Source organism: Brevibacterium sediminis, from assembly GCF_024895295.1.
GTDB classification, from domain to species: domain Bacteria; phylum Actinomycetota; class Actinomycetes; order Actinomycetales; family Brevibacteriaceae; genus Brevibacterium; species Brevibacterium sediminis.
Genome location: NZ_JAHQRN010000005.1, coordinates 160983 through 173350 on the forward strand (window position 1 = coordinate 160983; position 12368 = coordinate 173350).

Below are 12368 nucleotides of genomic sequence, written 5' to 3' on the forward strand. Positions count from 1 at the left end.
CCGTCACATCATGTGACGTCACACACAAATCTAAACGATTACGAAGCTATCAGCACTGATCAGCCGGTGAGCAGGCGGGGGTCGGTCACTGACCGTGGGATTCCCACCAGGAGCGCAACTCCGCCTCGGCGCGTTCGCGTCCGAGCGGCCCGTGCTCCATCCGCAGCTCGAGCAGATGCTTGTACGCCTTGCCCACCAGCGGTGATGGTTCGATATCGAGGATCGCCATGATCTGCTTGCCGTCGAGGTCCGGGCGGATCGAATCGAGTTTTTCCTGTTTCGCCAGGGCCTCGATGCGCTCTTCCAGGTCGTCATAGGCGAACGCGAGCCGATCGGCCTTCCGCTTGTTCCGGGTGGTCACGTCCGCACGGGTGAGAATGTGCAGCCGCGAGAGCAGCCGTCCCGCGTCGGTGACATAGCGGCGCACCGCCGAATCCGTCCACCCGGCATCGCCGTAGCCGTAGAAGCGCAGATGCAGTTCGACGAGGCGGCCGACCGCCTTCGTCGTGTCCTTGTCGAAGCGCAGCGCCTTCATCCGCTTGGCCGTAAGCTTCGCACCGACCGCGTCGTGATGGTAGAACGTCACGGCACCGCCGGGCTGGAAGCGCCGAGTGGCGGGTTTGCCGACATCGTGCATGAGCGCGGCGAAACGCACGACGAAGTCCGGCACGCGCAGGCGCTGCGGATCATCGTCGGCCATTCCGGCCTCCTCTTGAGCCGCGGCATATCGGCTCTCGAGTTCGACTGCCTGACGCAGCACGGTCAGCGAATGCTGGTAGACGTCCTTGTGCCGATGATGCTCATCGGTCTCGAGCTGCAGTCCGGACACCTCGGGGAGGACATGGTCGGCGATTCCGGTGCGCACGAGCAGGTCGATTCCGGCGACCGGATCGATGCCGGTGATGAGCTTGACGAGTTCGACCTGGATGCGTTCGGCGGAGATGATCTCGATCCGATCGGCCATCGCCGTCATCGCCTCTTCCACCTCAGGCACTGGGTCGAGCCCGAGCTGAGAGGTGAACCGGGCCGCGCGCATCATCCGCAGCGGATCATCGGAGAACGAGTCCGCGGCGGCCCCGGGGGTGCGGATGCGACCGGCGATGAGGTCGTCGAATCCATGATGCGGGTCGACGAACGTCTTCGAGGGCAGCCGGATCGCCATCGCCCCGATCGTGAAGTCGCGGCGGACGAGGTCGGCGTCGAGGTCCGTGCCGAAGGCGACCACAGGTTTGCGCGAGTCCTCTTCATAGGCTTCTGCGCGGTAGGTCGTGATCTCGATCTGCACACCGGACTTCACGGCCCCGATGGTGCCGAATTCGCGTCCGATGTCCCAATGTGTGTCGACCCAATCGGAGATCAGTCCGAGGATGTCGTCGGGGTGGGCATCGGTGGTGAAGTCAAGGTCGGGCATGGGGCGACCGAGCAGCGCGTCACGGACGGAACCGCCGACGAGGGCGAGTTCGAAACCGGCTGAGGAGAACCTCTGACCCAGCGGGCCGAGGATGTGCTCGAGTTCGTCGAGCTTGTCGTGCAGTCGGTTGTGCGCGGTCTGCGGATCCACCGAGCTCCTTCAATTCTTCAGATCTCTGCTCTTGCCCATGGGAACTCGTCTCCCGCGTCCAGGCGTGAGTTCCGATCTCCATAAGCCTACCGGGAGCAGATGACACGAAACTTCCAAGCTTCGCCTACTAAGGTAGGAGAATGACCACACCGATGCCCAAGCCGGGACCCCGCACGTCCCGCCGCACCACAGTGGAGGAGATCTCCGCCGGTGGCATCGTTGTCGACTTCTCTCACCCGTTGCTGACCGTGGCCGTCATCGCGCGCATCAATCGCGCCGGCCGGATCGAATGGTGCCTCCCCAAGGGGCATCTCGAAGGAACGGAGACCCCCGCCGAGGCGGCCCGCCGTGAGGTCGAAGAGGAGACCGGGATCGCGGGGCAGATCATCTGCCCGCTGGGAACCGTCGACTACTGGTTCACCGTGACCGGAATCCGGATCCACAAACTCGTCCACCATTTCCTGCTGCGTGCACAGTCGGGGACTCTGACAGTGGATAATGATCCTGACCAAGAAGCGATCGATGCGGCGTGGGTGCCCTTCAATGACCTGCGTTCGCGACTGTCGTTCGCCAATGAGCGCCGAATCGTCGCCGCCGCCCGACCGATGGTGTCCCGACTGGAGCAGTGAAACCCATTCCCATCCGCCGACTGCGATTCCTCACCGCCCTGCTGAGCACGCTCCTGCTGCTCGCAGGGCCGGTTTTCGCATATCCGCTGCTCGATGCCGCCCCGGCCGCAGCCAGCACCGATGCGAATACCGACGCGGACACCGATGCGAAGAAGGATGAGGTCTCGATCACCCTCGACGAGGTGACTCCGTGGATCGATGACAAGGGCACGCTGACCGTGCGGGGAACGATCTCGAACACGACGAAGAAGGCGGTCGAGAAGCCGAGCCTGAGCCTGCAGATGTCGACTCGCAAGCTCGATTCCGAATCCCGCCTGACCTCCTGGAAGCAGGGACAGGCACAGCACCGCACCGTCGCCGATCTCGAGCATGATGGAACCGAAGCGAGGAAGAAGGCGAAGAAGGACAAGGACGCCGATTCCGATGACAGCTCGGGAATCACCCTCGACACCTCGTTCGACGACACCATCGATCCCGGCACCTCCGCGGAATTCACCTTCCGCGTGCCCGCCGATGACCTCGACCTGAGCAAGTCCTCACCCGTGAGTTCCTGGGGCCCGCGGGGGCTGGCGGTTCAGCTCGGCGACGACACCGGTCTGCGGGCCTCTGCGCTCGGCTTCACCACGTGGTACCCGGATCCGGAGTTCGATCAGACGAAGATCAGCCTGCTCGCTCCCGTCACTCTGCCCGGCCATTCCGAGGGCGGACTCATCCCTTCCGACCGGCTCGATGCCGCCATTGCCGAAGGCGGTTCGCTCGACACGATCGCAAAGCTGCTGGAACACAGAGAGCTCGCTCTGGCGATCGACCCGCGAATCATCGCATCCTTCGAAGCCGCGATCGCCGAACCGCCTCCCGCCGACGCACCGGAGGAGACCGAAGAACCCGACGGGGGAAGCGGTGAGGAGACTCAGTCGCCACCGGTCGGAGCGCCGGAGAACGATGACGCCGATTCCAGCGGTGCCGAACTCGAAGCCGCAGAGAAGCAGCGCAAACGCCTCGATTCCTGGTATCAGGACTTCGTGGAGGCGGCACAGAAGCACACGGTCGTCGCTCTGCCCTATGGCGATCCCGATCTCAGTGCTCTGCGCGGGACGAAGATCGACCGACTGAGCTCCTTCGCTCAGAAGCAGCGCGAGATCGTCAAGGACGTCTTCCCCGATGCCCGCACGGACATCGCTTGGCCGGTTGCCGGAAGTGCGACGAAGAACGGGCTGCGGGCACTGAAGAAGTCGGGCAATTCTACCGCGATCCTCAGCGATGGTCAGCAGCCTTCGATCACCGGCATCCACGATGATGCGCATTCGCAGACGACGATCACTGACGATGGCGAGTCGACGATCGACACTCTCATCTCGGATACGAAGCTCACTGACATGAGCGCCGAGGCGATCGCCGAGGACAACCCGGCCGGGGCACTGTCAGAGCTCGTCGCGGAGTCCGCGGTGATCCAATCCGAGGCGCCCTACCGCACTCGCAGCCTGTTCGTTCCGCTCCCACGCGCGGCCGCCTCGGCGAATTGGGAGCAGACCGTCGAGGAACTGAGCTCGGCACCGTGGATCGCTCCCACCGGAGTCGACAAGATCCTCGATTCCGGTTCCGAGGCGCGCGGGCTGCTGCGGACGGATGCCGACGCTCCGCACATCCGCAAGAGGGCCGTGGAATCGCTGGCCATGACCCGGGAGAACCAAGCGGACTTCAACAGCGTCTTCAGTGACCGTGACAGCGCCGATATCCGGCTCGACCGCGAACTCCTCACCTGCACCTCGGCGGCGTGGACCCTGGGCCGGAACGCGAACATCTGCGCCGGTCAGGCCCGCGAGCAGAGCGAGAATCTCATGGACAGCCTGCACCTGCGCAAGGGATCGTCCGTCCTCCTCGTCACCGGCGAGAAGACGACGATTCCGGTCACGATCGTCAATGATTCCCCCGCCGAGGCGACGTTGAGGATCCGGATGAAGCCGAACACTCCGCAGCTGCGGGCGCAGGAGACGGAGACCGTGAAGGTGCCTGCCGCGGAGACGATGCGTGTGGACGTGCCCGTCGAGGGCCTCGCCAACGCCGATGTGCCGACGACGATCGAGATGGTCACCGCCGACGAGGTGGTCCTGCCCAAGCAGGAATCACTCATGGTTCGGGTCCGCGCCGATTGGGAGAACATCGGCACCGCTGTGATCGGATTGGCCCTGGCCGTGGTGTTCGTGATCGGCTTGATCAAGACCATTTCTCGGGGGCGACCGAAGATCCCCGAACAGCAGCTGGCCGATGCGATGGCCCGCGCCAAGACCGACGACCCCGAAAAGAGGTAGAGCGTGTCCAGCTTCTCATCCCTGGCCCGGTCCTCGGCGATCATGACCGCCGGCACCATGACCTCGCGTGTGCTCGGTTTCGTCAAAGCCTCGATGCTGGCCATGGCGATCGGAGTCACGGCGGTCCAGGCCGATGCCTTCGATATAGCCAACAAGGTGCCGAACACCCTTTACATGCTGCTGGCCGGCGGTGTGGTCAATGCTGTCCTCGTCCCGCAGATCGTGCGTGCCTCCAAACGGGAAGACGGCGGTGCCGACTTCACGAACCGACTGTTGACGCTGTCGTTCCTGCTCCTTGCCGGTGTGAGCATCATCGCCACCGCTGCTGCCCCGCTGCTCGTCTGGCTCTATTCTTCGGGGTGGAGCGAGGAGCAGATGGCGCTGGCTACGGCTTTCGCCTTCTGGTGTCTGCCGCAGCTGTTCTTCTACGGCCTCTACACGCTGCTGGGCCAGGTGCTCAATGCGAAGTCGTCGTTCGGTCCCTATATGTGGGCACCGGTGCTCAACAACGTCGTCGCGATCGCAGGACTTGCCGTCTTCATCCTCATCTTCGGCACGAACAATGCGTCTCCGCACGGGCTCGACACCTGGACCCCGGACAAGATCGCCCTCATCGCCGGAACGGCGACCCTCGGCGTCGCGGCTCAGGCACTCATCCTCATCTGGCCGCTCAAGCGTATCGGCTTCAAGTACAAGCCGACATTCGGATTCCGGGGAGTCGGACTCGGCTCGGCCGGCAAGGTCGCCTTCTGGACGTTCGCAGCCATGCTCATCGGCCAGATCGGCTTCCTCATCATCTCCCGCGTCGCCTCGGGGGCTTCGATCCCCGGCGACGGAAACGCTTCGAACGCCGCTTATACGAACGCCTACCTCGTGTTCATGCTCCCGCATTCGCTCATCGCGGTCTCTCTGGCCACGGCACTGTTCACCTCTCTGGCCAAGAACGCGGCCGAGGAGGACACCGAGGCTGTCGTCGGCGACTTCTCGATGGGTGTGCGGATGGTCGGGATGGTCAACACCTTCGCCCTCGCCGCCCTCGTCGTCCTCGCCTCACCGGTGGCGATGATCATTGCCGGTCCTGGTCGCGAACAGGCCATGGCCATCGGTCTGGTCATCATCACGATGGTCTTCGGCCTCGTTCCCTTCAGCGCGAACTATCTCGCGCAGCGGGTGTTCTACGCCTACGGGGATGCGAAGACCCCGTTCCTCATCCAGCTGCCGCAGATCATCTTCCAGTCCCTGGCCGTCCTCTCGGTATCGATCTTCCCGAAGTCGGTGACGGTGGCGATCATCGGTCTCGTCATGAGCCTCGGCTATCTGATGGCGATGATCATCTCGTTTGCGGTCCTGAAGAAGCGCCTCGGCGCCATCGACCTGCGCGGAATCCTCACCTCGCACATGAAGTTCCTACTCGCTGCGATCGTCGCCGCAGGCGCTGGGTTCGGTCTGCTCTACTTCTTCCCGGACTTCGCCTTGGCAGGACGCTGGCAGGCGTTCATCACCACGGCTGCCGTCGGCACCGTGATGCTCCTGTTCTTCATCGGAGCTTGTTATTTGCTCAGAGTCAGAGAGTTGCATTCGATTATTGGCGTGGTAGCTGGAAAACTAAGGAGAACAGCCTGAGCCCCGTCAATCCCCACCGGAGGTGGTCGCCCTGATCGATATCGAACCCGGCATGGTGGTGGCCGGCCGTTATGTCGTATCGACCGTCGACCGCCGATGGCTTCCCGAAAAGCCCGAGGTCGGTGCCGTCTGTACCGGACTCGATGCGATCCTCGATGAACCCGTGCTCATCCTCGTCGCCGATGCCGACGGTTCCAACGACGTCCTCGAAGCCGCCCGTCGTGTGTCGATCCTCGGTGACCCGCGCATCGCCCCGACCCTCGACGTCGGCCATTCCAACGGACTGGACTACATCGTCATCAAGCGCATCGCGGTGACGCCGTTCAACCAGATCCTGCCCCGTTCGCCGTTGCCCGTCGACGCCGCCTGCGCACTCATCGGCGAGGTCGGCTCGGCGCTAGTGACCTCCGCCAGGCGGGGACTGTTCCACATGTTCCTGCGTCCGAGTCTGGTCGGTCTGACGTCGAAGGGTGCGGTGGTCATCGCAGGCATAGGCATCGATGCGGCACTGGCGCTGGACACCGGGCTCGTCGAGCAGAAGGACTACACGCCGACAAAAGCCTCACGTCGAGACGCCCTCGCGCTCGTCCAGCTCTTCTACACGGCTCTGACCGGATACTGGCCCGGCGAAGAGGCATTCGACGGCATTCCACCTGCGGAGAAAGAGAACGCCCGGATCGCCCGGGCGCAGGCGCTCAACCCCGAGGTCCCTGACAGACTCGATGATTTCGTCAGTGGAATCATCACAGGTTCGGATCCCGGTCCGGGTTCGGTCGCCGAGGTTCTCGGCTATATCGACAAGTGGGACCCGGAACTGCTGCGCTACGTCAATCGCGCTCCGGTGGCGGAGAACGAGAATCTGTTCGATCAGTCGCCGCGCAGCTTTGATGAGGCCACCAGCCTGCCCGCTCCACGTTCGAAGACCATCGGGCCCGGTCCCGGCGGTTCGACCAGCGCCAGCGAAGATCAGGTGCAGGCCGCCCTGGTGCGCATCGGAATCACTCGTCCGGGAACGCGGGGACTGGCGGCCGGAGTGGTCGGAAGCACCACGGGCCGGTATGCCGACAGGATGCAGATGCGCGAGGCCTCGAGCTTCCCGATTGCGAAGGAACAACTCGACAGCGCCGCTCAGGACTGGGAGGAATGGCAGCCGGAGCAGACGTACTCGGAGTATTCGGAGTATGCGGAGCACGAATACGACGAGAACCTCACGACCCCGATCATGAGCCGGGAAGACGATTCGGATCCTGACACTCAGGCACTTGAGATCGTCCCCGAGAACGACGACGAAGGCGATGAGAACGATACTCGCGTGATCATGGACGGCGAGGACGAGGACGACGGTTCCTGGTTCCTCGGCGGCATGTTCGAAACCAATGAACAGCAGCGCGAGCATCAGCGACGCGAGTATGAACGCGAACGGCGGATCGCGAAGGCCAAGGAAGACGAAGCGCGCAGGCGGCTTGCCGCCTTCGAGGCGAGTTCGGCTGCCCGTCAGCAGGAAGCCAATGCTGCCGCACCGCCGAAGGAGATGCGCCGGCTGTCCCCGGACTCCGTTGACGATCGCAGTGCAGTCGACAACCGGAACACCGGTGGTGAGTCCCGCGCCGCGGCGGCTGAGGGCTCCGAATCTGTGCGCCCTGCTGAGCGCAAGGCCGGGAAACCGCGCCAACAGCACAGCGATTCGACCGGTGCAGCCCAGGCTGCGTCCGTGAAGAACCGAACCAAGGCTGCCGGGACAGCAGGTGCCGCGGCAGCAGGCGTTGCCGGTGCTGCCGCGGCTGCGGGCGCTGCAGCCAAGTCCTCCGGTTCAGCGGCTTCGAGCTCCGCACCCGCAGCTGCCTCAGCCACGGCAGGGGGTGCCGGCACCGGTGGTGCTGGCGGTAGCGCGGCTTCCGGCGGTGCTGGCAGCGGTTCGGGTGGAGCAGGCCCCGACGAGCGGGATCCAGCCGCCACTCGGAAACCCTTCCTGTGGCTGGTTCTCGGCCTCGCGGTCGTTGCCGCAATCGTGCTCGGCATCGTCATCGTCGGCTTCAACTCGGGAGACGAGGAGTCCACTCCGGTCTCCGAGACGTCCGCAGCGAGCGAGCAGCCGACGAAGAAGGAAGAGAAGAAGACTCCGAAAGCCGATCCTCCGAAGATCAAGACGGTCGAATCCCTCGACCCCGAAGGCGACGGATCGGAACAGGACAGTGAAACCGAGAACGTCATTCCCAAGGCCGAAGGATCCTGGAACACCGACCGGTACAACTCGGCGAGCTTCGGCAATCTCAAATCCGGTGTCGGTCTGCTCTTCGAGTTCGAGGACGAGTCCACCATCAGCAAGGTGAAGGTGGCGTCGGGGAACTCCGGAGGCAAGTTCGAGATCCGTGACGGGGACGACCCCGAGGACGCGAAGGTCATCGGCGAAGGCGTCTTCGATGCCGACGGCGCCGTCACCGTGGAGTTCGATGAAGACGTCGAGACGGACAAGCTCATCCTCTGGGTCACTGAACTTCCGCAGACCGATGGCGGCTATAAGGCCACCATCAGCTCTGTGAAGTTCTTCTGAACCGACCAGCAGTTCCTCGTACCCTGATGCCGGACAGGATTCGGGTGCGGAATAGTCCGCGGCACCGTACCGTTATAGATAAGAACGTCAATTCGCGCGGCACTCCGCGGCGCGCTGAGCACAGCAGATAGAAGCAGGGAACTTTTCACATGACTGATACTCAACTGGTGATCATCGGATCGGGGCCAGCCGGCTACACCGCGGCCGTCTACGCGGCCCGTGCGAACCTCTCGCCGGTCGTCATCGCAGGATCGGTGACCGCAGGCGGCGAACTGATGAACACCACCGACGTCGAGAACTTCCCTGGATTCCCCGCCGGTGTGCAGGGGCCCGAACTCATGGAGAGCATGCGAGAGCAGGCTGAGAAGTTCGGTGCCGAGGTCATCTACGACGATGTCGAGACCCTCAAACTCAACCCGGGTGCTCACGAGATCGAGACCGCTCTGGGGGCGCGCTACACAGCCAAGGCCGTGATCCTGGCAACCGGCTCGGCGTACCGCGAGCTCGGACTGCCCAACGAGAAGAAGCTCTCCGGGCACGGAGTCAGCTGGTGCGCCACCTGTGACGGATTCTTCTTCCGTGACCAGCACATCGCTGTCATCGGCGGCGGCGACTCCGCACTCGAGGAGGCCACCTTCCTCACCCGTTTCGCGTCCAAGGTCACGCTGGTCCACCGTCGGCAGGAGATGCGTGCTTCGCAGGCCATGCAGGACCGCGCGAACGCCGATGAGAAGCTCGAGTTCCTCCTCGACTCCGAGGTCGCCGAAGTCCACGGTGAAGATTCCCTCACCGGGCTGACCATCCGCAACACCGTCACTGGTGAGACCTCAGAACTGCCGGTGACCGGCATGTTCGTGGCTATCGGTTCCGACCCGCGCACAAGCCTGTTCGCCGATCAGCTCGAGATGCGCGCCGACGGGTACCTCAGCGTCGACGGTCGCACCTCGAAGACGTCTGTCGAGGGCGTCTTCGCAGCAGGCGACGTCATCGACTCGGTCTATCGTCAGGCCATCACTGCTGCCGGTTCGGGCTGCTCGGCCGCCCTCGACGCCGAACATTACCTCGGCGACCTCGAAGCTGCTTCAAAGCCCGCCATGGCGGAAGCAGCAGTGGCCGAAGCCTCAGTCGCTTCCTGATCCCGAAACGCCCGCTCGTATCGCTGCGCTTGACAGCACAGCGGGCCGAGCGAATAGGCCCGGGAATGAAAGATCCAGCTCCACTGTTCTGATAGAGACATTCGTTGTGAAGGAAGGTTACTCATGTCGACAGAAGTCACTGATGCCACGTTCGAAGAGAACGTACTGAAGTCCGATAAGCCCGTACTCGTCGATTTCTGGGCTCCTTGGTGCGGCCCCTGCCGTATGGTCAGCCCCATCGTCGACCAGATCGCCGAAGAGCACGGAGACAAGCTCAACGTGGTCAAGGTCAACACTGACGAGAATCTCGAGACCGCAAGCACCTATGGAATCACCTCGATTCCGGCGCTCTACGTCTTCAAGGACGGCGAAGTCGCCAAGACCATCATCGGCGCACGTCCGAAGCCCGCTCTCGAGGATGAGCTCTCCGACTTCATCTGATCGAGTTCTAAGGCGCCTGTTGTAGTATCAACGGGCGCCTTAGGCATTTCTGAGCGCCGCTGAACACTGACCCTCGAAACGCATCACCTACGATTGGCAACGCATTGACGAACACGAACTTACCGCGCTATTCGCGTGGCGACATTTCCGAGATGCTGCCCAATATCAAAGCTCAGATGGCACGTTTAGGGCTCCATGTCGGTGATACCGAGACCGCGGACTTCGATCGAGCCTTTGAGCTGGGGGTCCGCCAGTTCCAGCAGGATCGAGGAATCCTCTGCGACGGTGTGTTGGGTCCTGAGACGTTTTCTGCGCTGGAACAGGCCCGATATCAGTTGGGTGACCGTGTGCTCCGATTCGACCCCGTCAAGGTGCTGACAGGCGATGATGTCGTCGACCTCCAGACCAAACTCGCCGGCCTGGGGTTCTATCCAGGTCGTATCGATTCCGAGTACGCGTCTCTGACCGAGGCAGCGGTCAAGGAACTGCAGATGAGTTTGGGTACGAAGGTCGACGGTGTCACGGGACCACAGACTCTGCGCGGACTCAACGCGATCGACCGCAACCAGGACACCGGCAATCTCTTCGCCCTTCAGGAACGTGCACGTGTGGCAGCCTCGGGCACGTCCCTCGTCGGCCGCACTTTTGTCATCGAGGCGGCGACTACAGTTGTAGATTTCCAAACGTTGCCGATGACCGACGAGCAATCTGCCCTCGAACGTCAGATCACTTCAGACATAGCAAGTCGCCTTGTCGGTCGTTTGGAGGCCATCGGAGCGGGGGCTCTTCTCCTCGAAGGCGATGCTGTCGAGGTCAATCGCGCAGATACACTCGGCGCATCTGCGGTCATCACCGTCACGGCAGATGTCAGCAAATCCAAGGATGCCAACGGAATCGCAACTTTCTACTTCGGTCATGAACGTCAGGCGGACCTCAACTCGCCCACGGGGCAGAAGCTGGCGGAGCTCATCCAAGGCGAATTGGTCGCACGGACCGGAATGCTGGACTGCCGCACGCATGCGCGCACGTGGTCATCACTCAAGCGACTGAAGACTCCGAAGGTGCATGTCGTCAGCGGTTACCTCACCAACCCTGACGATCTCGAAAATCTCAAGGATCCGCACGTCAGGGACGCGATCGCCGACGGAATAGCCGCCGCGCTCCAGCGCCTCTACATTCTGGAGGACAAGGATCCGCAGACCGGCACACTCAGTCTCGATGCCATCAAGGCGCTGAACTAGTCACCCAGCTTCAACCTTGCTGCCTCCAGAGTCATGCTTCTTGAATAGGAGCACGGCTCTTCTCGCCTCAGTCTTGGCCCTCTGGAGACAAAGCACCAGACGACTAACCACAGAGAACAGGCGCTCTCTTCAAGCACCGAAGACGGGTTGATACAACTCAGGGACAACACCTACAACGGACAACGGTCGACCCGCACTAATCCCACGCAGCGCGCGTACCGAACCCTACCGACCTCCCAGCATGGGCTCGGGAGAGATATGTTTCACGTGAAACGACAGCCTGGGTAGACTTCAATCGACGAATCGCCCGAGCAACAAGGGCCCTCCTTTGAGGAGCGAAGCCATCTGGACGACTGCCTGCTCATTGAAACTCTCGGCCACAACCTCGCGTAGCTTCGCAGCGACCATACACACGAACTGAGTTGCTCTCACACGACAACGAAAAGGGCGAGTCCAGTTCCGTCGTTCCACGTGAAACCATACGAGCTCTCCGAAGGCGCAAGACCAATGACTATAACAACACCCACAAATCCCGGCTGACATCACGGCATCCTTATAACGTCGAACTAACCCGCCCTTCACTGCCCATGCATTTTCGGGGACACCGACTCTAATCACTTCGACAGCGCCATCATTGCGAACGGGCTATTCACTGGACCAGTCAGAGACGGTAGTCGACAGTACTCGCGATCGGCACATCGAAATATCAGGTATCGGGCCGTTGCGAATCCCCGACCCTATACTCATTACATCCAGTACTAATAGGGCTGTTCGTTCAGCTCAAAAACGTGTGTTGAATAGCAGCGCGTCTCTTTTCAGTGCTCGGTTGTTTCACGTGAAACAACGAAGCGAAGAGGCCGTAGTTTCGACGATAACC

General features: G+C 62.4%; 8 protein-coding genes. 7 read left to right on the forward strand and 1 reads right to left on the reverse strand.

The features are described 5' to 3' along the window. Positions 1–85 precede the first annotated feature (85 nt). Positions 86–1561 (reverse strand): CCA tRNA nucleotidyltransferase, encoded by a 1476-nt coding sequence (locus KTJ89_RS13020; RefSeq protein ID WP_259358021.1) that lies wholly within the window; start codon positions 1559–1561, stop codon positions 86–88. Between the two features lie 140 nt (positions 1562–1701). On the opposite strand from KTJ89_RS13020, the gene KTJ89_RS13025 reads away from it, so the two are divergent. The 7 genes from KTJ89_RS13025 to KTJ89_RS13055 all read left to right on the forward strand — a co-directional run bounded on the left by KTJ89_RS13025 (position 1702) and on the right by KTJ89_RS13055 (position 11491). After that, positions 1702–2190, forward strand: a complete 489-nt coding sequence (locus KTJ89_RS13025; protein WP_025779589.1) for an NUDIX domain-containing protein — start codon at positions 1702–1704, stop codon at positions 2188–2190. Next, positions 2187–4499 carry a DUF6049 family protein gene (locus tag KTJ89_RS13030; RefSeq protein WP_248283864.1) on the forward strand — a complete coding sequence of 771 codons (2313 nt, stop codon included), beginning with the start codon at positions 2187–2189 and terminating at the stop codon, positions 4497–4499. Before KTJ89_RS13025 ends, KTJ89_RS13030 begins: the two co-directional genes overlap by 4 nt. Before the next feature lie 3 nt (positions 4500–4502). Beyond that, complete coding sequence (gene murJ / locus KTJ89_RS13035; protein ID WP_259358022.1) at positions 4503–6122, forward strand: murein biosynthesis integral membrane protein MurJ; 1620 nt, start codon at positions 4503–4505, stop codon at positions 6120–6122. Between the two features lie 22 nt (positions 6123–6144). Then, positions 6145–8673, forward strand: a complete 2529-nt coding sequence (locus KTJ89_RS13040; RefSeq protein WP_259358023.1) for a protein kinase family protein — start codon at positions 6145–6147, stop codon at positions 8671–8673. A 149-nt stretch (positions 8674–8822) separates the two neighbouring features. After that, entirely contained in the window at positions 8823–9809 is a 987-nt protein-coding gene (trxB, locus tag KTJ89_RS13045; protein ID WP_139467599.1) for a thioredoxin-disulfide reductase, read from the forward strand. 123 nt (positions 9810–9932) lie between these two features. Next, positions 9933–10250: a thioredoxin gene (gene trxA / locus KTJ89_RS13050; protein WP_039211718.1), complete on the forward strand. Its 318-nt coding sequence runs from the start codon at positions 9933–9935 to the stop codon at positions 10248–10250. Positions 10251–10402: 152 nt separating this feature from the next. Further along, positions 10403–11491: an N-acetylmuramoyl-L-alanine amidase gene (locus tag KTJ89_RS13055; RefSeq protein ID WP_259358024.1), complete on the forward strand. Its 1089-nt coding sequence runs from the start codon at positions 10403–10405 to the stop codon at positions 11489–11491. Positions 11492–12368: the final 877 nt, after the last annotated feature.

Coding starts and splice junctions, on each gene's coding strand:
- trxB (WP_139467599.1), top strand. CDS start 8,823: ATGACTGATACTCAACTGGTGATCATCGGATCGGGGCCAGCCGGCTAC.
- trxA (WP_039211718.1), top strand. CDS start 9,933: ATGTCGACAGAAGTCACTGATGCCACGTTCGAAGAGAACGTACTGAAG.
- KTJ89_RS13055 (WP_259358024.1), top strand. CDS start 10,403: ATGCTGCCCAATATCAAAGCTCAGATGGCACGTTTAGGGCTCCATGTC.
- KTJ89_RS13025 (WP_025779589.1), top strand. CDS start 1,702: ATGACCACACCGATGCCCAAGCCGGGACCCCGCACGTCCCGCCGCACC.